The organism is Gluconobacter sp. R75690, assembly GCF_015244525.1.
Taxonomy (GTDB): domain Bacteria; phylum Pseudomonadota; class Alphaproteobacteria; order Acetobacterales; family Acetobacteraceae; genus Gluconobacter; species Gluconobacter potus.
In genome coordinates this window covers 150,291-173,768 of sequence record NZ_JABCQB010000005.1, presented here as the reverse complement: position 1 = coordinate 173,768, position 23,478 = coordinate 150,291, and the positions used below count along the sequence as shown (strand labels likewise).

The window sequence follows — 23,478 nt, the reverse complement described above, 5'->3', positions numbered from 1 at the left end:
ACCGATTTTAATTGGATGACATGGGGGAGTGCCTCATGTGAGGATCATGACCATGACGTCCGTACAAGAACATGGGGTGCCCGAGCGCACTGTCGGATCCTCTCCCCGGCTCCTGCTGATCGAGGATGACGACAGCATTGCGGCCGAGGTCGCCGAGGAACTCACGACCCGTGGCTATGAGGTCACGCGCGCCGCGACAGGTGTCGAGGGGCTGGATCACGCCTGCATGGGGCAGTTCGATCTGATGATCGTGGACCGCATGCTGCCGGAGCTGGACGGGCTGACCGTCATTGAAAGCGTGCGCGCCCAGCGGATCAACATTCCCGTTCTGGTGCTCTCCGCGCTTTCGGCGGTGGATGACCGCGTGAGCGGCCTCAAGGCAGGCGGAGACGACTACCTCACCAAACCCTTCGCCATGGAAGAGCTGGCGGCACGTCTGGAAGCGCTGCTGCGCCGTCCGACGGACAGCCGCGTGACGATGCTCCGGGTCGGCCCGCTTGAAATGGATCTGATCGAACGCCGGGTATTCCGCAACGGGCAGGAAATCGATCTCCTGCCGCGGGAGTTCCGGCTGCTGGAATACATGATGCGCCGTCCCGACACCGTGCTGACGCGTACCATGCTGCTGGAGGACGTCTGGAACTACCGGTTCGTTCCGCAGACGAACCTGGTGGATGTTCATATCGGGAAGCTGCGTCGCAAGATTGATCTGGCGGGTGAACCGCCGCTCATTCACAGCATCCGCGGTGCCGGGTTCAGTCTGCGTGTCCCGGGCTGACCTGCGCGTTTCCGAAATCTTTCAGGCTGATCTTTTCCGCACGGCCACGTTCCGGCTGACACTGGCCTTTGTTGTGGCGATCATTGCCGGAATGGCGCTGCAGTTCGGACTCGTCTATGGCCAGATGAGCGGATACGAGCAGCAACGCTCGACGGATCTTCTCCAGCGTGAGGCCGATCAGCTGGTTCATGAATCTCCGGCCCAGCTTGAGTATGAAGTCCGCGAACGCAGCAAGACCGATCTGCGCGTGATCCTCAACGGGGCGGCCCTGTTCGACATGAGCCGTAACCGGATTGCAGGTGACATCAAGAAATGGCCGGTCGGGCTTGAAGTCTCTCCAAAGACGCAGCGTCTGTGGGATGCGCCGCCGGGGGATACGCCCTACGAAATGCGATATCTGGCCGTTGAAGTCGAAGGGACGAACGGCAACCGCGACCGTATTCTGGTTCTGGCCCGTTCGCTGCACATGGCCAATGAACTGCGCTATATCACCAAGCGTGCGGCGCTGATGTCCGTGGTGCCGGTCGTGGTGTTCGCCCTGATGGCGGGGATTTTCCTGAGCCACCGGGCGCTGGGGCGGATCAAGGACATGCATGAGGCGATCGACCGCATCATGGATGGCGATCTGCACGAGCGCCTGCCGACCGGCCGCGAGCGCGACGACATCGAGCGGCTTGCGGTCTCGGTCAACCGGATGCTGGACCGGCTGGAACATCTGCTCGACGAGATCCGGGATGTGGGCAACGATATTGCCCATGATCTGCGGACGCCTCTCGCACGGGTGAAGGCGCGGCTGGAGCGTGTTTCGGCCATCACGAACGACCCGGCCGCGCTTCAGGGGGCGATCGAGCGGGCGACGCTGGATCTCGAACAGTGTTTTTCCGTTATCACGGCCCTGCTGCGGATCGGCGAGATCGAGAATGGCCGCCGCCGGGCGGGGTTTGCCATGCTGGATCTGCGCGAACTGCTGGCCGGCGTGGTGGATCTGTATGAGCCCATCGCCGAGACCGAAGGTGTTACGCTGGAAGTGCTGGATTCGGATGAACCGGTGCCGCTTTTCGGAGACAAGGATCTGCTAAACGAGGTTCTGGCCAATCTCGTGGACAATGCGATCAAGTTTACGCCTGCGCCGGGAACGGTCCGGCTGAGTGCGGGGCAGGGGCCTGACGGGGCGACTTGGCTTCAGGTTGCCGATACGGGGATCGGCATTGCCGAGGATGAGCGCAAGGCCGTCATGGGCCGGTTCTATCGTTCGGATAAAAGCCGTCATGTCCCGGGAAGCGGGCTGGGGCTGAGTCTGGTCTCGGCGATCCTGCGGCTGCACGGAGCTTCAGTGGATATCGTCTCCGCCCATCCCGGCCAGGCGCTGCCCGGAGCGGTTTTCACCATTCATTTCGCGCCGCCGGCCTCTGTCTGAAAAGTGCTTGAATGTGTCGTACTATGTCAATGTTTGCCGTGTGTCTTGATATTTAAACAGAATTTTCCTTGTCGTCTGGGTCTCGATGGATATGACTCGGATCAATTTGCAAGGGGACACCCGTTGAGAATGACCGGACCAGGAAGAGCCCCAAGGGGTTGTCTGACCGCATGAATGCCATTGTCGTTACCGCGCTGAAGCGGCCTTATACCTTCGTTGTTCTGTCGATCATGATCCTGATCTTCGGGGTCAGGGCCATCGTTTCCACGCCGACGGATGTCTTTCCTTCGATCAAGATCCCGATCGTGGCCGTTATCTGGTCCTATACGGGTCTGATGCCTGACGACATGTCCGGACGTATCGTCTATTATTACGAGCGTGCCCTGACAGCGACCGTCAGCAACATCGAACATATCGAAAGCTCGTCTTATTACGGGCGCGGTATCGTGAAGGTGTTCTTCCAGCCGGGGACCAATACGGCGGTAGCGCAGACGCAGATCACGTCGGTCTCCCAGACGGTCATCAAGCAGTTGCCGAACGGTGCCACTCCACCGCTGATCCTGGCGATGGATGCGTCTTCCGTTCCGGTCCTGACATTGCAGGTCAACAATCCGACCATGTCCGGGTCGGAAATCTACAACATGGCGTCCAACCTGATCCGGCCGGAGCTGATTTCCGTGCCCGGGGCGGCCATTCCCAATCCCTATGGTGGTCTGGCTCCGGACATCATGGTGGATATCGATCCGATCAAGTTGCTGGCCCACAGGCTTTCGCCTGAGGACGTGGCCGCGGCGCTGAACCTGCAGAACATTGTTCTGCCGGCCGGTGACCAGAGGATTGGCCAACTCGACTGGATGGTGAAGACGAACTCGACGCCCCTTGATCTGGCGGTGTTCAACAAGATGCCGGTCAAGCAGGTCGGCAATTCCGTGATCTATCTGCGCGATGTCGCGTGGGTGCATCGAGGAGGGCCCCCACAGATCAATGCGGTCCTTGTGAAGGGGCAGCAGGCGGTGCTGATCGTCATCCTCAAAAGCGGTGATGCGTCCACGCTGTCTGTCGTGAGCGGGATCAAGAAGCTTCTGCCACAGGTCGAGGCAACGCTGCCGGCCGGAACGACAATGAATGTCCTGACCGATGCGTCGAGCTTCGTGAAGGAATCGGTCGTGGACGTGGTGCGTGAAATGATCACCGCGGCTATCCTGACCAGTCTGACGGTTATGCTGTTCCTGGGTTCGTGGCGCTCCACCGTGATTGTGGCGACGTCCATTCCGCTGGCGATGCTGTGCTCGATCATCGGGCTGAGCATTGCCGGGCAGTCCATCAACGTGATGACGCTGGGCGGTCTGGCGCTGGCGGTCGGTATTCTCGTGGATGACGCGACTGTCATGATCGAGAACATCGATGCGCATCTCGAGACTGGTAAGGAACTCGAAGACGCCATCATCGATGCCGCGAACCAGATCGTTATTCCGACTTTCGTCTCTACGACCTGTATCTGTATCGTGTGGCTGCCGCTGTTCGAACTGACGGGTATTTCCGGCTGGCTGTTCATGCCGATGGCCGAAGCCATCATCTTTGCGATGATCGCATCCTTTATCCTGTCGCGGACACTGGTTCCGACCATGGCGAACTGGATGCTGGCGGCTCAGGTGCGGATGCATCGTGACCCTGAATGGCACAATCGCAAGCTGAGTATTTTTGGCCGCTTCCAGCGGGGTTTCGAGGCGCGGTTCAACAGTTTCCGCGAGCATTACAAGACGATCCTCGAGACCCTGATCTCGATCCGTGGCCGTTTCGTGACGCTGTTCCTGCTGGCGGCGGTCTCGTCCATGGCGCTGCTGCTGTTCATCGGGCAGGACTTCTTTCCCGAGATCAAGTCGGGGACGCTGCAGATGCATATGCGTGCGCCGATCGGCAGTCGGCTTGAAGAGACCGGCAAGATCGCCGGGCTGGCCGAGCGTCGGATCCGCAGCCTGCTGCCGGGCCAGGTGGTCAATGTCGTGAACAACTGTGGTCTGCCATTCAGTCAGCTGAACCAGGCCATGATCCCGTCTCCGACTGTGGGGGCGCAGGACTGTGACATCACGATCCAGCTTCGCAATTCTGAAAGTCCGATCCCTGAATACCGCAGGACGCTCCGCAAGGGGCTGACGAATGATTTCCCTGGCACCATCTTCACGTTCCAGCCGGGTGATCTCACGGCCAAGATCCTGAACTTCGGTCTGCCGTCCCCGATCGACGTGCAGGTGGTGGGACGTGATCTGAACGACAACTTCCGCTTTGCCACACAGCTCGCCAAGAAACTGCGCCATATTCCGGGTATTACGGATGTCTCCATTCAGGAGCCGATGACGCAGCCGACCATCATGGTGAATAACCGTCGAAGCTTTGCGCTGGGAACAGGCATTACCGAGCGGGACGTGGCGCTGAACGCGCTGGTCACGCTGTCCGGCAGTGGTCAGGTCGGTCAGACCTATTACCTGAATGCGCAGGGCACATCGCAGCTGATCGACGTTCAGGCGCCTGCGAACTATCTGCAGACCATGAACGATCTGGAAATCCTCCCGATCGACAAGGGAGACGGCAACCCGACCAACCAAACGCCTCAGCTTCTGGGGGGGCTGAGTGAACTGGTGCAGACCGGAACACCGGCGGAAATCGCGCATTACAACATCATGCCGGTCTTCGATATTTATGCGGCGCCTGAAGATATGGACCTGGGAACTGTCTCGAGGGCGGTGAACCGGATCGTGGACAACGAGCGCAAGCTGCTGCCGCATGGATCGAGTATGGTGGTCCGCGGTCAGGCCGTGACGATGAATGACGCCTATGTCCAACTGATCGGCGGTCTCGCGCTCTCGATCGTGCTGGTTTATCTGATCATCGTCGTGAATTTCCAGTCCTGGCTTGATCCGTTCGTCATCATCACGGCGCTTCCAGGGGCTCTGGGTGGTATCTCCTGGAGCCTGTTCCTGACCCATACGGCCATGTCGGTTCCGGCCCTGACAGGTGCGATCATGTGCATGGGAACGGCTACGGCCAACGCCATTCTTGTGGTGTCGTTCGCCCGTGAGCGGATGGATCATCATGGCGATGCCATCACGGCGGCGCTGGAAGCGGGTTATGAACGTATCCGCCCGGTTCTGATGACAGCGCTGGCGATGATGATCGGCATGATCCCGATGTCCATCAGCAATTCCGACAATGCGCCGCTGGGCAAGGCGGTGATCGGCGGGCTTCTCGTGGCAACTGTTGCCACCCTGCTTTTTGTTCCCTGCGTTTTTGCCCTTATTCATTACAAGCGGCCTGCTGGGCCTGAAGGAGACCGCGCGTGAGCCATTCTGCGGATCAGGGGCAGGTGCCTCCGACAAACCATCCGGCACGCACGGGTTCTGGAACGCGTGGCAAGCTTGTCCTGCTGGTGGTGATCCTGCTGGCGATCGCACTGGCGGCCTGGGGGATCGTGCAGCGGGGAACGCATTATCATTCCCTGACCGGCGCAACAGAAGACGCGGCCATTCCGCCCGTCACACTGATTGCGCCGCAGCCGGGTCCGAAGACGCGGCAGGTCGATCTGCCCGCCAATCTCGCGGCCTGGTACGAGGCGCCGATCTACGCGCAGGTCTCGGGCTATGTGAAGATGTGGTACAAGGACTATGGCGCGCATGTGAAACGCGGTGACGTTCTGGCGGAGATCAGCACTCCGAGCATCGACGCCCAGTTCGAGGCGGCCAAGGCGCATTACAACGTCATTCTGGCGCGGTACAATCTGGCCCTGATCACGACCAGGCGCTGGACGGCCCTGAAGGGAACACAGGCCGTGTCGCGCCAGGAAGTGGACGTGCAGGCTGCCAATGCCGCCGCCCAGAAAGCCGAGCTTGAAGCTGCGCGTCATGATGTGGACCGCTTCCAGGCCCTTGAGGACTTCAAGAAGATCGTCGCGCCGTTCGACGGGATCGTGACGTCGCGTCTGGTGAACGTGGGCGACTACGTGAACGCAGGCGGCGGCAATCTCAATTCACGGGGCACGGCGTCCGAACTGTTCTCGGTGGCCGATGTGCACCGGATGCGCGTGTTCGTGTCGGTTCCGCAGGATTTCGCCAGCGTCATTTCCCCGAAGATCGAAGCTGATCTGACGGTCCCGCAGTATCCGGGAAGCCGCTTCCGGGCGACGTTCCTTGCAACCGCCAACGCCTTCAATGCCGCGACCCGTACGGTCACGACCGAGCTGACGCTGGATAACAGCGACAATCTGCTGTGGCCGAACTCCTATGCGACGGCGCATATTTCGGCCGCGGGCAATCCGAATATCCTGATTCTGCCGGAAGGCGCGATCATCTTCAGGGCCGAGGGAACACAGGTGGCGAAGGTCATCAATAACCACGCCCACCTGGTGAATGTGACCGTCGGTATCAACTTTGGCACGACAGTCCAGGTCCTCAGCGGTATTACAAAAGACGACCGTGTGGTTGCCAACCCTACTGCTGATCTGCTGGAAGGGGATGAAGTCAAGATCGTCCCGACCACGCCGGGATACAACACGCCGAGCAAGGCGCAGCAGGATGCGGATCAGCAGCCTGTCCGTCAGCATGATGCAAACCCTGAGGAGGCCGGATCTCGCTGATGAAACCGGAATGTTCCCAGTCATCCCCGCTCCAGTCATCTCAGTCCACCACGGCTTCTTCCAGACGTAACCGCTCCAGATGGCGAATCACGACAGCTCTGGCCGGCGTGTTCTCCATCGGACTGGCGTCATGTGATCTGTCGCCTGAATATCATCCCCAGAAATTCCTCTATCCCGAAGGATGGGAAGGGAAGGGGCTGATGGGCAATGCGCAGCCCGCGGATGGCGTTGTCCGCAGTGACTGGTGGACCATGTTCAACGATCCCATTCTCGATGGGCTCGAAAAGCGCATGCTGGCCGTCAATCCCGATCTGCAGGCCGCGGCGGAAGCCTTCACACAGGCCCGCGATGTGGCTCGCGAGACGGAAAGCCGTCTGTATCCGCAGGTGACCGGCGCGGCTCATATGAGCGACAACAAGGGCTCCCTCGGCCGGCTGTATAACAACCCGGCCACGAGCAGCAGTCTCGTTTATGAGTCCAATCAGGCCTATAGCGGTGCTGCGACCTGGGAACCGGATTTCTGGAACTCGATCCGTAACACCACGCGGATGCAGAAAAACCTGGCGCAGGCTTCGGCAGGCCAGTACGCGCTGGCCAGGCTGAGTCTGGAAGCGGAACTGGCGTCCGACTATATCGCCCTGCGCGGGCTTGATGCCCAGAACGCGGTTTATGATGACTCCATCCGCTACTTCCGTGCCGCGGTCGAGATCACGGAACTGCGTCAGGCGGGTTCGATTGGTGCCGGCCTGGATGTTTCGCGTGCGGAAACCCAGCTCTATTCCGCGCAGGCGGGCAAGAGCAATCTGATCGCCCGACGCAACGTCATGGAGCATGCGATTGCGGTCCTGCTCAACACGGCCCCTGCAGGTTTCCATATCGCGCCCGTCAAGGACGTGAAAATGCATTTCGGGGTCGTGAAGATCAATGCGGGACTGCCCGCGTCGCTTCTTGAGCGTCGCCCGGATATCGCCATTGCCGAGCGGCAGATGGCTGCCTCGGCCCGGGCCATCGGTGTGTCACGCGCCGCGTTCTACCCTCATATCACGTTCAGTGCCGAAGGCGGTTTCGAGGATGGCGGTTTCGATCTCGCCAGCATCTCGCGAGCATTCTGGAAGATCGCGGTTCAGGCGGTCGAGCCGGCCTTTACCGGTGGTCTGCGGCGTGCAGCCCTTCAGCGCTCCTGGTCGCAGTACCGGAGCATGGTGGACAATTACCGCTCTGTCGTTCTGTCCGCGTTTCAGGATGTCGAAGATGGCCTGACGCAGACACGCCAGTTCAAGATTGCCCAGGATCAGCAGCAGAAGGCCGTGGATGCGGCGCTGCGCACGCAGAGCATGACCATGGCGCTCTATACGGGCGGCCTGTCGAACTATCTTGATGCCCTTGTGGCCCAGCAGGATGCCCTTCAGGCGCGTCTGGCCGAGGTTGATGTCCAGACGGCACAGGTGCAGTCCTCCGTGCGTCTGGTCCGTGCCCTGGGTGGTGGCTGGAGCGCCAGTGACCTGCCGGGCATCAAGCAGATCGATCCGTTCGGTCCGCTCCAGTACAAGGATCTGCGGACACCGAAGCCCGTGAACGGTATCGACAGTCATGCCTCCCCGCTGGACAATGATCTGCGCGGTGATCAGGTATCGGCAAATGTCCCGCAAGGCTTGACGGGACGGCCCTGACTGGTCTAGGGGTCCGCCTCACTTCGAACGCGGGAGGAGGAGGCGTGGCCGACTCCGTTGAACCGCGGTTCGGGAACGACAAACAGGGGAGTCCCGGATATGGCCAAAAAAGTTGTTGGCTACATCAAGCTTCAGATCCCGGCTGGTAAAGCCAATCCTTCTCCGCCGGTTGGTCCGGCTCTGGGTCAGCGCGGCCTGAACATCATGCAGTTCTGCAAGGAGTTCAACGCCAAGACCCAGCAACTCGAGCCCGGCATGCCGATCCCGGTGGTCATCACCGCCTATGCGGATCGTACGTTCTCCTTCATCACGAAGACGCCGCCGAACACCTACTTCCTGCTGAAGGCTGCCAAGATTTCCAAGGGCAGCCAGACGGTCGGCAAGTCCGCTGCGGTTGGTTCCGTGACGACGGCTCAGCTTCGCGAGATCGCTGAGACGAAGTTCAAGGACATGAACGCCAACGACATTGACGGTGCCGTGCGCATGCTCGCCGGTTCTGCCAAGTCGATGGGCCTGAACGTGGTGGAGGGCTGATATCATGGCCAAGAACAAGCGTCTGACCGCCGCACAGGCAACTGTCGAGCGTAACAAGCCGTATGGTCTGTCCGAGGCCGTCGCTCTGGTGAAGAGCAACGCCAAGGCCAAGTTCGACGAGACGATCGAAATCTCGCTGAACCTCGGCATTGACCCGCGTCATGCTGACCAGATGGTCCGTGGTCTGATCTCCCTGCCGAACGGCACGGGCAAGACCCTTCGCGTTGGCGTTTTCGCCCGCGGCCCGAAGGCTGAAGAAGCCCTAGCTGCCGGCGCGGAAGTTGTTGGTGCGGAAGATCTGGCTGAAAAGATCCAGGCTGGCGAAATCGATTTCGACCGCTGCATCGCAACGCCGGACATGATGGCTCTCGTGGGTCGTCTTGGTAAGATCCTCGGCCCTCGTGGTCTGATGCCGAACCCGCGTCTCGGCACGGTGACCATGGACGTCAAGGGTGCCATCACGGCAGCCAAGTCCGGTCAGGTCGAGTACCGCGCCGAGAAGGCTGGTATCATTCATGCCGGCGTCGGCAAGGCTTCCTTCGATGAAGCCAAGCTGGTCGAGAACATCAACGCTCTGGTCGATGCCGTTCAGAAGGCTCGTCCGACGGGTGCCAAGGGTACGTATCTGAAGAAGGCAGCCCTGTCTTCCACGATGGGTCCGGGCGTTCGCGTTGACGTTGCGAGCTTCGAAGCCTGATTGACAGGTGGTCTTCCTTCTGGGAAAGACCACCACGAAATGACGTCACGCCTTCGGGTGTGATGGCTAAGGGGTGGCCCGCTTCGGTGGGCTGCTTCCAAACCTGTCCAAGACCGCACGTGGACCTTCGGGGCCTTAAGGATCTTTCGGGATCGCGGGCGTCAGACGGGGCGACAGTATTTTTGTGGCTCTGCTGCGATGTGCTGGGTTCGCTCACTTCTGTGGACAGGCGAGCGGGACTGCTTCGAAAGAGGCGGTTCCATGGGTAACCTGGTCCGGTGAAAGCCGGACTGACGAGGAGACAGGTTTTGGACCGTACGGAAAAACGGGCCTTTGTTGAGTTCCTCGCCGATGTGTTTGGCAGCACGTCCATGGTTGTCGTCACCCAGAACAAGGGTCTGACGGTTGCCGATGTGACGGAACTGCGTCGACGCATTCGTGCGGCAGGGGCGACATACAAGGTTGCGAAGAACCGGCTGGCCAGCCGTGCTCTGGATGGGACCCAATTCGACGGCATCGCGCCGCTGCTCAAGGGACCGACCGCGCTTGCGTGGTCCGAAGACCCGGCATCGGTGGCAAAGGTGATCGTCGAGTTCGCCAAGACGAACGACAAACTGGTGGTGCTTGGTGGTGCCCTCGGTTCCCAGACGCTTGGCGTCGACGGAATCAAGGCCCTTGCCGAGCTGCCGTCGCTGGACGAGCTGCGCGCAAAGCTGGTGGGTATGATCAATACCCCGGCCACGCGTATCGCAGGTGTTGTCCAGGCGCCGGCTGGCCAGCTTGCTCGCGTCTTTGGTGCCTATGCCAAGGCCGGCGAAGCAGAAGCCGCCTGAGAATAAAGGTCCGCGCTGCGGCGTAGGCCTTGAACCTGATCAACAGTACATCAATTTAGGATAAGACCATGGCCGATCTGGCAAAGATTGTTGAAGAGCTGTCCGCTCTGACCGTTCTGGAAGCTGCAGAACTCTCCAAGATGCTCGAAGAGAAGTGGGGCGTTTCCGCTGCTGCTCCGGTTGCAGTTGCTGCTGCTGCCGGTGGCGCTGCTGCTGCACCTGCTGAAGAGCAGACCGAATTCACGGTTGTCCTGGCTGATGCCGGCGACAAGAAGATCAACGTGATTAAGGAAGTCCGTGGCATCACGGGCCTGGGTCTGAAGGAAGCCAAGGACCTGGTCGAAGGCGCACCGAAGACCGTCAAGGAAGGCGCGTCCAAGGACGAAGCTGCCAAGATCAAGAAGGCTCTTGAAGACGCCGGCGCCAAGGTCGAAGTCAAGTAATTCACTGACTTCAGGCTGCTCCGTTCGCGGAGCAGTCTCTGCCTGGCAGACAGATGGGGCGGGGATCGCATGCGGTTCCCGCCCGATTTGCCGTTGGAGCAAAACGGGCGTATAGTGCGCGGCTCGCCACGTACTGAAAATTTCATAATGGCCGGTCGTTCCGGTCGTCCGCAATGCTGGGGCCAGTTTCCCAGCGCCGTTTACGGGCGACTCGAAGGTCTGGTGCAGAGGGCAGAAGAGATGAACGCGATCACCAAATCGTTCACGGGACGCAAAAGGATCCGCAAAAGTTTCGGGCGTATTCCCGAAATTGCGCCGATGCCCAATTTGATCGACGTGCAGCGCGCCTCCTACGAGGCATTCCTGCAGATGAACGTGAGCCCTGACAGCCGGCAGGATGCCGGACTGCAGGAAGTCTTCCGTTCGGTTTTTCCGATCAACGATTTTGCGGGTCGCGGTCGTCTGGACTTCATGTCCTACGAATTCGAAGATCCGAAATATGACGTCGAAGAGTGCATTCAGCGCGGTCTGACCTATGCCGCGCCGCTGAAGGTCATTCTTCGTCTGACGACGTGGGACATCGACGAGGATACGGGTTCGCGCTCGATCCACGACATGAAGGAACAGCCGGTTTACATGGGCGATATGCCGCTCATGACCGATAACGGCACTTTCATTATCAATGGCACCGAGCGTGTCATCGTCTCGCAGATGCATCGTAGCCCGGGCGTGTTCTTCGATCACGACAAGGGCAAGACGCATTCTTCGGGCAAGTATCTCTTTGCTGCCCGCGTTATTCCGTATCGTGGTTCCTGGCTCGATTTCGAGTTTGACGCCAAGGACCTGATCTATGTCCGCATCGATCGCAAGCGCAAGCTGCCGGTCACCACGCTTCTGTATGCGCTTGAGGGTGCAAACTACCTCGCGCAGCGTGAGCAGAAAATTGCGGAAGGTGGCGATGTCGAGGGTCTCGATATTCGCGGTATGGATCAGGACGAAATCCTGTCCTACTTCTACGAGGCCGTGCCGTTCACCCGTCTGGGTGGAGAATGGGCGCGTCCGTTCGATCCGGATGCCTTCCGTGGTCTGAAGCTGCTCAGCCCGCTGGTGGATGCTGACACGGGCGAAGTGGTTGCCGAGGCCGATGCCAAGCTGACCGCCCGTATGGTCCGCAAGATCGCGGAAAAGACCCGCGTCGTGCAGGTCGGTCGTCTCGATATTCTCGGACGCTTCCTAGCCTATGATCTCGTGAACGAGAACACGGGCGAGATCTACGGCGAAGCTGGCGAAGAGCTGACGGAAGACCGTCTGGCCGCGCTTGAGGAAATGGGCATCACGGAGCTTCCGCTGCTGTCCGTGGACGGTTCGCACGGTCCCTGGATCCGCAATACGCTGGCTGCTGACAAGAACAGTTGCCGTGACGAAGCCCTGATCGATATCTATCGCATCATGCGCCCGGGCGAGCCGCCGACCAAGGAAACGGCGGAAGCCATGTTCCATGGCCTGTTCTTCGACCAGGGCCGCTACGATCTTTCCGCGGTTGGTCGTGTGAAGATGAACATGCGTCTTGATGTGGACGCGCCGGATACCCTGCGCGTCCTGCGCAAGGAAGACATCCTGCGCACGATCAAGATCATGTGCGAACTCAAGGACGGTCGCGGCCAGATCGACGATATCGACAACCTCGGTAACCGTCGTGTCCGCTCTGTCGGCGAACTGATGGAAAACCAGTATCGCGTTGGTCTGCTCCGTATGGAGCGCGCCATCCGCGAGCGTATGGGTTCCGTCGACATCGACACGGTCATGCCGCATGACCTGATCAACGCGAAGCCGGCTGCTGCTGCCGTGCGTGAATTCTTCGGATCCTCGCAGCTCAGCCAGTTCATGGACCAGACGAACCCGCTCTCCGAAGTGACGCACAAGCGTCGTCTTTCGGCGCTTGGCCCGGGCGGTCTGACCCGTGAGCGCGCAGGCTTCGAAGTCCGTGACGTTCATCCGACGCATTACGGCCGTATCTGCCCGATCGAGACGCCGGAAGGCCCGAACATCGGTCTGATCAATTCGCTGTCGACCTATGCCAAGGTGAACAAGTACGGCTTCATCGAGACGCCGTATCGTCTGGTGGAAGAGGGCGTTCTTCAGGACGGCTGGAAATATCTTTCCGCCATGGAGGAAGAAAAGCTCGTCGTTGCCCAGGCCGACGCCAAGCAGGACGATCAGGGCCGTCTGACGGACGAACTCGTTTCCGTCCGTCGTTCCGGTGACTTCCGCGTTGTTCCGCCAGACCAGGTCACGGCCTGCGACGTTTCGCCGAAGCAGCTTGTGTCTGTCGCTGCCGCGCTCATTCCGTTCCTTGAGAACGATGACGCCAACCGCGCCCTGATGGGCGCGAACATGCAGCGTCAGGCTGTGCCGCTGGTGAAGGCTGATGCCCCGCTGGTCGGTACCGGCATGGAAGCCGCTGTTGCGCATGATTCCGGTGCCACCATCGTTGCCAAGCGTCGTGGTGTCATCGACCAGATCGATGGTGCCCGTATCGTGGTGCGTGCGACGGACGAAGCCGGCGCCACGCAGGGTGTGGATATCTACCGCTTGCGCAAGTACATGCGTTCCAACCAGTCCACCTGCATCAACCAGCGTCCGCTGGTGAAGGTCGGTGATACGGTTCATGCCGGTGACATCATCGCTGACGGTCCCTCAACCGAACTGGGTGAACTGGCTCTGGGCCGCAACGTGCTCGTCGCGTTTATGCCTTGGAACGGTTACAACTTCGAAGATTCCATCCTGATCTCCGAGCGTATTGCCCGTGATGACGTGTTCACTTCGATCCATATCGAAGAGTTCGAAGTCATGGCCCGCGATACGAAGCTGGGTCAGGAAGAAATCACGCGCGACATTCCGAATGTCGGTGAGGAAGCCCTGCGCAACCTCGATGAAGCCGGTATTGTTTATGTTGGCGCCGAGGTGAATCCCGGTGACATTCTCGTTGGTAAGGTGACGCCGAAGGGTGAAAGCCCGATGACGCCGGAAGAGAAGCTTCTGCGCGCCATCTTCGGTGAAAAGGCTTCCGATGTCCGTGATACGTCCCTGAAGCTGCCGCCTGGCACGACGGGTACGATTGTCGACGTTCGCGTCTTCTCCCGCCGCGGCGTGGACAAGGACGAGCGTGCGATGGCCATCGAGCGAGCGGAAATCGAGCGTCTTACCAAGGACCGTGACGACGAGCGTGGCATTCAGGAGCGCAGCTTCTACAACCGTCTGCGTGAGCGTCTGGTTGGCCAGACGGCCGGTGCCGGATTCAAGGGTATCCGTTCCGGTACGCCGATCACGGAAGAGGTTCTGGACGAGCATCATCGCGCAACCTGGGCCAGCATCACGGTCACGTCCGACGAAGTCATGGCGGAGCTCGAAAAGCTGCGCGGTGAGTTCAAGGAAGCGACCCGCCGGATCGATGCGCGTTTCGACAGCAAGGTCGAGAAGCTGCAGCGCGGTGACGAGCTACCGCCTGGCGTGATGAAGATGGTCAAGGTCTTCGTTGCCGTGAAGCGCAAGCTTCAGCCGGGTGACAAGATGGCCGGTCGTCACGGTAACAAGGGTGTCGTCTCCCGCGTTGTTCCGGTCGAGGACATGCCATTCCTTGAGAATGGTCAGGCTGTCGACATCGTGCTGAACCCGCTGGGTGTGCCATCGCGCATGAACATCGGTCAGATCCTGGAGACCCATCTGGGTTGGGCGTGTGCCAATATAGGCGCAAGCATCGGCGATATGGTGGACGAGTATCAGCGGACCGGCGAGCGCAAGCAGGAACTGCTTGACCGTCTGCATGAAGTCTATGGAGACGTAATCTTCAATGACGACATTGCAACGCTGCCGAACGAACAGCTGATCGAACTTGCGAACAACCTTCGCAAGGGTCTGCCGATCGCAACGCCGGTGTTCGACGGCGCCTCCATTCCCGACATCGAAGAGATGCTCGAGAAGGCTGGCGTCAACAAGTCGGGCCAGTCGCAGCTGATTGATGGTCGTACTGGTGAACTGTTCGAACGTCAGACGACGGTTGGCTACATCTACATGCTGAAGCTGCATCACCTTGTCGACGACAAGATCCATGCACGTTCGATCGGTCCTTACTCGCTCGTCACGCAGCAGCCGCTGGGTGGTAAGGCGCAGTTCGGTGGTCAGCGCTTTGGTGAAATGGAAGTGTGGGCCCTTGAGGCATACGGTGCAGCCTACACGCTGCAGGAAATGCTGACGGTGAAGTCGGATGACGTGTCCGGCCGTACCAAGGTCTACGAGGCAATCGTTCGCGAGCAGGACGATTTCGAAGCCGGCATTCCGGAGAGCTTCAACGTTCTGATCAAGGAACTGAAGTCGCTCGGCCTGAACGTCGAACTCGAGCAGAGCGGGCTTTAATTGCCCGCTCCCTCCTTCTCGCCACGGTTCATTTTTAAGGTGTCCGCGGGACGCCGCGGTACACATTGGGGTTTCGGCGCATGAACGAACTCATGAAGATCCTGGGTCAGACCGGCCAGTCGGTGACCTTCGACCAGATCAAGATCCAGCTCGCTTCCAGCGAGCAGGTGCGGTCGTGGTCTTACGGCGAAATCAAGAAGCCGGAGACCATCAACTACCGGACGTTCAAGCCTGAGCGTGACGGCCTGTTCTGTGCTCGTATCTTTGGCCCGATCAAGGATTACGAGTGCCTTTGCGGCAAGTACAAGCGGATGAAGTTCCGCGGTATCGTCTGCGAAAAATGCGGTGTGGAAGTCACGCTGGCCAAGGTGCGCCGTGAGCGCATGGGCCATATCGAGCTGGCATCCCCGGTTGCACATATCTGGTTCCTCAAGTCCCTGCCGAGCCGCATCGCAACGATGCTGGATCTGCCGCTCAAGGACGTCGAGCCGGTTCTGTATTTCGAAAAGTTCCTGGTGCTCGACAAGGGCGTCTGCGAATCCGATCAGATCGATTCGTACAAAAACGGCAAGAAGCGCGACCAGTATCTGCTGGACGAAATCCGCTGCGAAGACCTGCTGGATGAATATCCGGATGCGGGCATCGACGTTGGAATCGGCGCAGAGGCCATCAAGCGCGCGCTGTCCAGCTATGACTGGGGCATTCCGAACGACCAGGAACGTGAGCTGAGCCTCGCGGCGAAGGAAAAGGGCCTGCCGGATCCGTTCGACTATGACGCTGACGTCATGGAAGGCGATTCCGAGAAGACCATGATGCGCAAGAAGCTGCGCAAGGCGACTTCGGAAGCCGCGCGCAAGAAGCTCGTCAAGCGTCTGAAGCTGGTCGAAGCTTTCGTGGAAAGCGGCTCGCGTCCGGACTGGATGATCATGGACATCGTTCCGGTCATTCCGCCGGAACTGCGTCCGCTGGTGCCGCTGGATGGTGGCCGTTTTGCGACGTCCGATCTGAACGATCTGTATCGCCGCGTCATCAACCGTAACAACCGTCTGAAGCGGCTGATCGAGCTGCGTGCGCCGGACATCATTGTCCGCAACGAAAAGCGCATGCTGCAGGAAGCTGTTGACGCCCTGTTCGACAACGGTCGCCGTGGCCGTGCCATCACGGGTGCCAACAAGCGTCCGCTGAAGTCGCTGTCCGACATGCTGAAAGGCAAGCAGGGCCGTTTCCGTCAGAATCTGCTCGGAAAGCGCGTCGACTACTCCGGCCGTTCGGTCATCGTGGTCGGTCCGGAACTGAAGCTGCATCAGTGCGGTCTTCCGAAGAAGATGGCGCTCGAGCTGTTCAAGCCGTTCATCTACTCGAAGCTCGAGAAGTACGGTCACGCCACCACCATCAAGGCTGCAAAGCGCATGGTGGAGAAGGAGCGTCCGGAAGTCTGGGATATCCTGGAAGAGGTGATCCGCGAGCATCCGGTCATGCTGAACCGTGCGCCGACGCTTCACCGTCTGGGTATCCAGGCGTTCGAGCCGACGCTGATCGAAGGCAAGGCCATCCAGCTTCATCCGCTGGTCTGCACCGCATTCAACGCCGACTTCGACGGTGACCAGATGGCTGTTCACGTGCCGCTGTCGCTTGAAGCCCAGCTTGAAGCCCGCGTGCTGATGATGTCCACGAACAACATCCTCAGCCCCGCGAACGGCAAGCCGATCATCGTGCCGTCCCAGGATATCGTTCTGGGTCTGTATTACCTGAGCCTCGAAGTGCCGGAATACCGCGAGACGCCTGACGAAGCCGTCATCAAGGATGGCAAGATCGTCACGGCAGCTCCGCCGGCTTACTCGGATGTCGCCGAAATCGAGAGCGCCATGCTTTCGGGCTCGCTGAAGCTGCATGACAAAATTCGTCTGCGTCTGCCGACGATCGATGCAGAGGGCAAGTCGGTCCGCCAGACGATCGTGACGACGCCGGGTCGTGCGCTGATTGCGCAGATCCTGCCGAAGCACCAGGCCATTCCGTTCAGCCTGATCAACAAGCAGCTGACGAAGAAGAACGTGTCCGACGTGATCGACACGGTCTATCGTCACTGTGGTCAGAAGGAAGCCGTGATTTTCTGTGACCGTCTGATGGGGCTTGGTTTCCGTCATGCAGCCCGCGCCGGCATTTCCTTCGGCAAGGATGACATGATCATTCCGGAAGCCAAGGCAACGCTGGTTGGCAAGACGTCGGAAGAGGTCAAGGAATTCGAGCAGCAGTATCAGGACGGTCTGATCACGGCTGGCGAGCGCTACAACAAGGTGGTTGATGCTTGGTCACGCTGCACGGACGAAGTCCAGGCTGCGATGCTCAAGGAAATCTCCAAGCAGGTCATTGGCAAGCCGACGAACTCGGTCTGGATGATGAGCCACTCCGGTGCCCGTGGGTCGCCGGCCCAGATGAAGCAGCTCGCTGGTATGCGCGGCCTGATGGTGAAGCCTTCGGGCGAGATCATTGAGCAGCCGATCATCGCGAACTTCAAGGAAGGTCTGTCGGTTCTCGATTACTTCACGTCCAGCCACGGTGCCCGTAAGGGCCTCGCGGATACGGCGCTGAAGACCGCGAACTCGGGTTATCTGACGCGTCGTCTCGTCGACGTGGCGCAGGACTGTATCATTGTTGAGCCGGATTGCGGTACGGAGCGCGGCCTGACGGTCCGTGCGGTCATGGATAGCGGCGAAGTCGTTGCCTCCCTGTCCGAGCGTATCCTGGGTCGTACCCTGTCCAAGGATGTGATCCATCCGGTGACGCAGGATGTCATCCTGCCGCGCAACACGCTGATCGAGGAAGCCGAAGCCGAGCTCATCGAGAAGGCTGGTGTGGAAAGCGTCGATATCCGCTCCGTTCTGACCTGTGACAGCCGCGTCGGTATCTGTGCTCACTGCTACGGCCGTGATCTGGCCCGCGGTACGCCGGTCAATATCGGTGAGGCTGTCGGCGTTATCGCTGCCCAGTCCATCGGTGAGCCGGGCACCCAGCTGACGATGCGTACCTTCCATATTGGTGGTGCGGCAACGCGTGGCGCCGAGCAGTCCATGGTCGAAGCGTCCCGCGACGGTATCGTGACGATCAAGAACCGCAACGTCGTCGAGAACTCGCAGAAGGTTCTGGTCGTGATGTCGCGTAACTGTGAGATCCTGCTGACCGACGAAAACGGTGTGGAACGTGCCCGCTACCGTGTGCCTTACGGTGCGCGTCTGATGGTCTCGGAAGGCGAAGCGGTGACGCGGACCCAGAAGATGGCCGAGTGGGACCCGTACACCCTGCCGATCATCACCGAGCAGGCTGGTACCGTCGAGTATCTCGACCTGATCGACAGCATCACGCTCGTTGAGCGCATGGATGAAGTCACGGGTCTGAGCTCGAAGGTCGTCGTTGACTACAAGCAGGCAGCCAAGGGTGTGGATCTGCGTCCGCGTCTGCAGCTCAAGGATGCTTCCGGCAACGTCGTCAAGCTCGCCAACGGCAATGATGCCCGCTACTTCCTCTCGCCGGACAGTATTCTGTCGGTGGAGAATGGAGCAGAGGTCAATGCCGGTGACGTGCTGGCCCGTATTCCTCGCGAAGGGTCCAAGACGCGTGACATTACGGGTGGTCTGCCGCGTGTGGCAGAACTCTTCGAGGCACGCCGTCCGAAGGATCATGCGATCATCGCCGAAGGCGAGGGCCGTATCGAATTCGGGAAGGACTACAAGTCCAAGCGCTGCGTCATCGTCAAGAACGACGATACGGGTGAAGAGACCCAGTACCTCATCCCGAAGGGCAAGCACGTTTCCGTTCAGGAAGGCGACTTTGTCCAGAAGGGCGATCCGCTGGTCGACGGTCCGCGCGTGCCGCACGACATTCTCAAGGTCATGGGTGTCGAGGCCCTGTCCGACTATCTCGTCAATGAGATCCAGGACGTCTATCGACTGCAGGGCGTGAAGATCAATGACAAGCACATCGAAGTCATTGTTCGTCAGATGCTGCAGAAGGTGGAAATTCTCGAGCCGGGTGATTCGACCTACCTGATTGGTGAGACGGTGGACCGTATCGAGTACGAGGGTGAAAACCAGCGTCTCATGGAGAACGGTGATACGCCTGCAAAGGCCATGCCGGTTCTGCAGGGCATCACCAAGGCGTCCCTGCAGACGCAGTCCTTCATCTCGGCGGCCTCCTTCCAGGAGACCACACGTGTCCTCACGGATGCGGCGACGTCGGGCAAGGTGGATACCCTCAACGGTCTGAAGGAGAACGTGATTGTCGGGCGTCTGATCCCGGCAGGAACGGGCAGTGTGATGAACCGTCTGCGGGGCATCGCTGCCAGCCAGGACCGTCAGCGCGTCGGTGGAACGTCTCCGAAGGCCGTCGAAGACGCAGCGGAATGAGAAAGGGATCCCCGCTTTTGAATGAGGCGGGGATCCGGCTCGTCCGATTCCGGAAACTTTCTTTGCAGAATCGGGCCATTTCGGCTGAACCACTTGACTTGGCGTCGAACCCTTCGTAGGTTCCGCGCCCTCGGCTACTGCCTTCCCGGAAGGCTGAAAAAGCCGACGAAGTTTAAAGAATCGCATGCGGTGCCGCTATTCTCTCAGGAGGAAATGCCAAGGCCGCACGCTAAAGAGAGAAGGGAACAGCTCAGGCTGTTTCCTTTTCACGATGTGGAAATGGCAGGCGGTCCTACCGCATGTCGGTTGGAACAAATGTCACGACAGAAACAGCAATGTTGCTGTCTGAAATAGGACAAGGATTGGGAAGGGCGCATGCCGACCATCAACCAGTTGATCGCGAACGGCCGTGAGCCGGCCGCAAAGCGGAACAAGGTCCCCGCACTGCAGGGCTGCCCGCAGAAGCGCGGCGTTTGCACGCGTGTGTATACCGTAACGCCGAAGAAGCCGAACTCCGCTCTGCGTAAGGTCGCCAAGGTGCGTCTGACCAACGGGTATGAGGTCGTGAGCTACATTCCGGGTGAAGGCCACAACCTTCAGGAACACAGTGTTGTTCTGATCCGTGGTGGCCGCGTGAAGGATCTTCCTGGCGTCCGTTATCACATCCTGCGTGGTGTGCTTGATACACAGGGTCTCGCCAAGCGTCGTCAGCGTCGTTCGCTGTATGGCGCGAAGCGTCCGAAGTAAGAGGTATTTGGAATGAGTCGCCGTCACCGCGCTGTAAAGCGCGAGATCCTTCCCGATCCGAAGTTCGGAGACGTCGTCATTACGCGCTTCATGAATGCGCTGATGTACGATGGTAAGAAATCCACTGCCGAAGGCATCGTTTACGGTGCTCTCGAAGTCATGCGCCGTCGCGGCGGCACGACTGCAGATCCGGTGGCCATGTTCCACTCGGCTCTGGACAACGTGAAGCCTGCGGTTGAAGTCCGCTCGCGTCGCGTCGGTGGCGCAACCTATCAGGTTCCGGTTGAAGTCCGCGCCGAGCGCCGTCAGGCTCTCGCGATCCGCTGGCTGATCGATGCCTCCCGCAAGCGTGGCGAGAACACGATGCAGGAGCGTCTGTCCAACGAACTGATGGATGCGGTCAACAATCGTGGCTCCGCTGTCAAGAAGCGCGAAGACACGCACCGCATGGCTGAAGCCAACAAGGCATTCAGCCACTATCGCTGGTAATCAGAACCGGTTAAAGGGCTTCCGGCGGTGTGTCGATCTCCGGATCGTGCACTGACTGGTTTGAACTTTCAGTCTTACTCCCGTTCCAGGTGGAGCGGGGTTTTGGAGAAAGACGATGGCAAAGGCTAAATTCGAGCGGACGAAGCCGCACTGCAACATCGGCACCATCGGTCACGTCGATCACGGCAAGACCTCGCTGACTGCTGCAATCACCAAGACGCTGGCAAAGACCGGCGGCGCCACCTATAGCGCGTACGACCAGATCGACAAGGCTCCGGAAGAACGCGCCCGTGGTATCACCATTTCCACGGCTCACGTTGAGTACGAGACGGCTGACCGTCACTACGCTCACGTCGACTGCCCGGGCCATGCTGACTACGTGAAGAACATGATCACGGGTGCAGCTCAGATGGACGGCGCGATCCTCGTCGTGTCCGCTGCTGACGGTCCGATGCCGCAGACCCGCGAGCACATCCTGCTTGCCCGTCAGGTTGGCGTGCCGGCACTGGTCGTGTTCCTGAACAAGGTTGACCAGGTTGATGATCCGGAGCTGCTCGAGCTCGTGGAAATGGAAGTTCGTGAGCTTCTGTCTTCCTACCAGTTCCCGGGCGACGATATCCCCATCGTCAAGGGCTCCGCTCTTGTGACGCTGGAAGATGGCGATCCGGCTATCGGTGAAGATCGCGTTCTTGAGTTGATGACGCAGGTTGACGCCTACATTCCGCAGCCGGAGCGTCCGGTTGACCGTCCGTTCCTGATGCCGATCGAAGACGTATTCTCGATCTCGGGTCGTGGTACGGTTGTCACGGGTCGTGTCGAGCGTGGCGTTGTCAACGTGGGTGACGAAGTCGAGATCATCGGCCTCAAAGACACCATCAAGACGACTGTTACGGGCGTTGAGATGTTCCGTAAGCTGCTTGATCGCGGCGAAGCCGGTGACAACATCGGTGCGCTGGTTCGTGGCACGAAGCGTGAAGACGTCGAGCGTGGCCAGGTTCTGGCAAAGCCCGGCTCCATCACGCCGCACAAGAAGTTCAAGGCTGAGGCTTACATCCTCACGAAGGAAGAAGGTGGCCGTCACACGCCGTTCTTCACGAACTACCGCCCGCAGTTCTATTTCCGTACGACCGACGTCACTGGCGTCGTGACGCTGCCGGAAGGCACGGAAATGGTCATGCCGGGTGACAACGTTGCCATGGATGTGGAGCTGATCGCTCCGATCGCCATGGACGAAGGCCTGCGCTTCGCTATCCGCGAAGGTGGCCGTACCGTGGGTGCCGGTGTGGTTTCTTCCATCACCGCCTAAGTCCTGCGTTTAGCTGTTGGCTTTGACAGCCCCGGTCAGATTTTTTCTGACCGGGGTTCCCTTTCAGGGGCAATGGCAGTAGGACGACACCCGAATTTTTGAGTTGGACGAACAAGAACATGGACAACCAGAACATCCGCATTCGCCTTAAGGCGTACGATCATCGCGTGCTGGACAACAGCACCAAGGAGATCGTAAACACGGCGAAGCGTACGGGTGCGCGGGTTCGGGGTCCGATCCCGCTGCCGACGCATATCGAACGGTTCACGGTGAACCGTTCGCCACACGTGGATAAGAAAAGCCGCGAACAGTTCGAAATTCGGACTCACCGCCGGCTGCTCGACATTGTCGAGCCGACCCCGCAGACCGTGGACGCCCTCATGAAGCTCGACCTCGCCGCTGGCGTGGACGTCGAGATCAAACTCTAAGGTCCAGACGATGCGAACCGGATTGATTGCAAAGAAGCTGGGAATGACCCGGCTGTTTAAGGAAGATGGCACGCATGTGCCTGTGACGGTCCTTCACCTTGACAATGTCGAGGTTGTGGATGCCCGCACGAACGAGCGCGATGGCTATACCGCCATTCAGCTCGGACTTGGTAATGCCAAGGTGAAGAATGTCACCAAGGCGAACCGTGGCCATTTCGCCCGGACCAAGGTCGAGCCAAAGAAGCATCTGGCAGAGTTCCGCGTCTCTGAAGACGCCCTGCTGGAAGCTGGAACCAAGCTGTCCGCTGCTCACTTCGTTGTGGGGCAGAAAGTTGACGTCACGGGCCAGAGCAAGGGCAAGGGTTTTGCGGGTGTTATGAAGCGTCATAACTTCGCAGGTCTCGAAGCGTCCCACGGCGTCTCCATCAGCCACCGTTCCCATGGTTCTACGGGCCAGCGCCAGGATCCTGGCAAGGTCTTCAAGGGAAAAAAGATGGCAGGTCACATGGGTGACGAGCGTGTTACCACGCTGAACCTTGAGATCGCTGCCGTGGATGAAGAGCGCAACCTGATCATGGTCAGGGGTGCAATTCCTGGTGCGAAGAACGGCCTTGTGCTGATTCGCGATGCAATCAAGAAGGCTCGCCATGCTGATGCGCCGTATCCGGCAGCAACAGTGGCGGCCGCCGGTTGAGG

General features: G+C 59.6%; 16 protein-coding genes. All 16 read left to right on the top strand.

Annotated elements, in window-relative coordinates:
• The first annotated feature begins 46 nt into the window (after positions 1-46).
• The 16 genes from HKD27_RS08050 to rplC all read left to right on the top strand — a co-directional run bounded on the left by HKD27_RS08050 (position 47) and on the right by rplC (position 23,476).
• Positions 47-778, top strand: coding sequence for a response regulator transcription factor (locus HKD27_RS08050; RefSeq protein WP_370543913.1), 732 nt, complete (start codon positions 47-49; stop codon positions 776-778).
• Positions 765-2,195 (top strand): sensor histidine kinase, encoded by a 1,431-nt coding sequence (locus HKD27_RS08045; RefSeq protein WP_370544254.1) that lies wholly within the window; start codon positions 765-767, stop codon positions 2,193-2,195. Before HKD27_RS08050 ends, HKD27_RS08045 begins: the two co-directional genes overlap by 14 nt.
• 170 nt (positions 2,196-2,365) lie before the next feature.
• The gene (locus HKD27_RS08040; RefSeq protein ID WP_194689197.1) at positions 2,366-5,533 is read left to right on the top strand and encodes an efflux RND transporter permease subunit; all 3,168 of its coding nucleotides are present in this window, start codon (positions 2,366-2,368) and stop codon (positions 5,531-5,533) included.
• Positions 5,530-6,822: an efflux RND transporter periplasmic adaptor subunit gene (locus HKD27_RS08035; RefSeq protein ID WP_194689110.1), complete on the top strand. Its 1,293-nt coding sequence runs from the start codon at positions 5,530-5,532 to the stop codon at positions 6,820-6,822. Before HKD27_RS08040 ends, HKD27_RS08035 begins: the two co-directional genes overlap by 4 nt.
• Positions 6,822-8,492 (top strand): efflux transporter outer membrane subunit, encoded by a 1,671-nt coding sequence (locus tag HKD27_RS08030; RefSeq protein WP_228518386.1) that lies wholly within the window; start codon positions 6,822-6,824, stop codon positions 8,490-8,492. Before HKD27_RS08035 ends, HKD27_RS08030 begins: the two co-directional genes overlap by 1 nt.
• Before the next feature lie 99 nt (positions 8,493-8,591).
• Complete coding sequence (rplK, locus tag HKD27_RS08025) at positions 8,592-9,026, top strand: 50S ribosomal protein L11 (RefSeq protein ID WP_008852418.1); 435 nt, start codon at positions 8,592-8,594, stop codon at positions 9,024-9,026.
• Positions 9,027-9,030: 4 nt separating this feature from the next.
• On the top strand, positions 9,031-9,723 hold the full coding sequence (gene rplA / locus HKD27_RS08020; protein WP_011251974.1) for a 50S ribosomal protein L1: 693 nt from the start codon (positions 9,031-9,033) through the stop codon (positions 9,721-9,723).
• 308 nt (positions 9,724-10,031) lie between these two features.
• Positions 10,032-10,556, top strand: a complete 525-nt coding sequence (gene rplJ, locus HKD27_RS08015; protein ID WP_041110860.1) for a 50S ribosomal protein L10 — start codon at positions 10,032-10,034, stop codon at positions 10,554-10,556.
• Positions 10,557-10,624: 68 nt separating this feature from the next.
• On the top strand, positions 10,625-10,999 hold the full coding sequence (gene rplL, locus HKD27_RS08010) for a 50S ribosomal protein L7/L12 (protein WP_041110858.1): 375 nt from the start codon (positions 10,625-10,627) through the stop codon (positions 10,997-10,999).
• Positions 11,000-11,239: 240 nt separating this feature from the next.
• Positions 11,240-15,412, top strand: coding sequence for a DNA-directed RNA polymerase subunit beta (rpoB, locus tag HKD27_RS08005; RefSeq protein WP_194264069.1), 4,173 nt, complete (start codon positions 11,240-11,242; stop codon positions 15,410-15,412).
• A gap of 80 nt (positions 15,413-15,492) precedes the next feature.
• Positions 15,493-19,812, top strand: a complete 4,320-nt coding sequence (gene rpoC, locus HKD27_RS08000; RefSeq protein WP_041110855.1) for a DNA-directed RNA polymerase subunit beta' — start codon at positions 15,493-15,495, stop codon at positions 19,810-19,812.
• Positions 19,813-20,187: 375 nt separating this feature from the next.
• Complete coding sequence (rpsL, locus tag HKD27_RS07995) at positions 20,188-20,559, top strand: 30S ribosomal protein S12 (protein WP_011251969.1); 372 nt, start codon at positions 20,188-20,190, stop codon at positions 20,557-20,559.
• Between the two features lie 12 nt (positions 20,560-20,571).
• The gene (rpsG, locus tag HKD27_RS07990; protein WP_011251968.1) at positions 20,572-21,048 is read left to right on the top strand and encodes a 30S ribosomal protein S7; all 477 of its coding nucleotides are present in this window, start codon (positions 20,572-20,574) and stop codon (positions 21,046-21,048) included.
• Positions 21,049-21,163: 115 nt separating this feature from the next.
• A complete protein-coding gene (gene tuf / locus HKD27_RS07985; RefSeq protein WP_062496096.1) occupies positions 21,164-22,354 on the top strand; it encodes an elongation factor Tu in 1,191 nt (396 codons plus the stop codon).
• A gap of 119 nt (positions 22,355-22,473) precedes the next feature.
• Entirely contained in the window at positions 22,474-22,782 is a 309-nt protein-coding gene (rpsJ, locus tag HKD27_RS07980) for a 30S ribosomal protein S10 (protein WP_007282720.1), read from the top strand.
• 10 nt (positions 22,783-22,792) lie between these two features.
• Positions 22,793-23,476, top strand: a complete 684-nt coding sequence (gene rplC, locus HKD27_RS07975; RefSeq protein ID WP_041110841.1) for a 50S ribosomal protein L3 — start codon at positions 22,793-22,795, stop codon at positions 23,474-23,476.
• The last annotated feature ends 2 nt before the right edge of the window (positions 23,477-23,478 follow it).

Bases quoted from the DNA above. Each gene is read 5' to 3' on its own strand.
- rpoC (WP_041110855.1), top strand. From the start codon at position 15,493: ATGAACGAACTCATGAAGATCCTGGGTCAGACCGGCCAGTCGGTGACC.
- rplA (WP_011251974.1), top strand. From the start codon at position 9,031: ATGGCCAAGAACAAGCGTCTGACCGCCGCACAGGCAACTGTCGAGCGT.
- rplC (WP_041110841.1), top strand. From the start codon at position 22,793: ATGCGAACCGGATTGATTGCAAAGAAGCTGGGAATGACCCGGCTGTTT.
- rplL (WP_041110858.1), top strand. From the start codon at position 10,625: ATGGCCGATCTGGCAAAGATTGTTGAAGAGCTGTCCGCTCTGACCGTT.
- HKD27_RS08030 (WP_228518386.1), top strand. From the start codon at position 6,822: ATGAAACCGGAATGTTCCCAGTCATCCCCGCTCCAGTCATCTCAGTCC.
- tuf (WP_062496096.1), top strand. From the start codon at position 21,164: ATGGCAAAGGCTAAATTCGAGCGGACGAAGCCGCACTGCAACATCGGC.
- HKD27_RS08050 (WP_370543913.1), top strand. From the start codon at position 47: ATGACCATGACGTCCGTACAAGAACATGGGGTGCCCGAGCGCACTGTC.
- rpsJ (WP_007282720.1), top strand. From the start codon at position 22,474: ATGGACAACCAGAACATCCGCATTCGCCTTAAGGCGTACGATCATCGC.
- HKD27_RS08040 (WP_194689197.1), top strand. From the start codon at position 2,366: ATGAATGCCATTGTCGTTACCGCGCTGAAGCGGCCTTATACCTTCGTT.
- rpsG (WP_011251968.1), top strand. From the start codon at position 20,572: ATGAGTCGCCGTCACCGCGCTGTAAAGCGCGAGATCCTTCCCGATCCG.
- rpoB (WP_194264069.1), top strand. From the start codon at position 11,240: ATGAACGCGATCACCAAATCGTTCACGGGACGCAAAAGGATCCGCAAA.
- rpsL (WP_011251969.1), top strand. From the start codon at position 20,188: ATGCCGACCATCAACCAGTTGATCGCGAACGGCCGTGAGCCGGCCGCA.
- rplK (WP_008852418.1), top strand. From the start codon at position 8,592: ATGGCCAAAAAAGTTGTTGGCTACATCAAGCTTCAGATCCCGGCTGGT.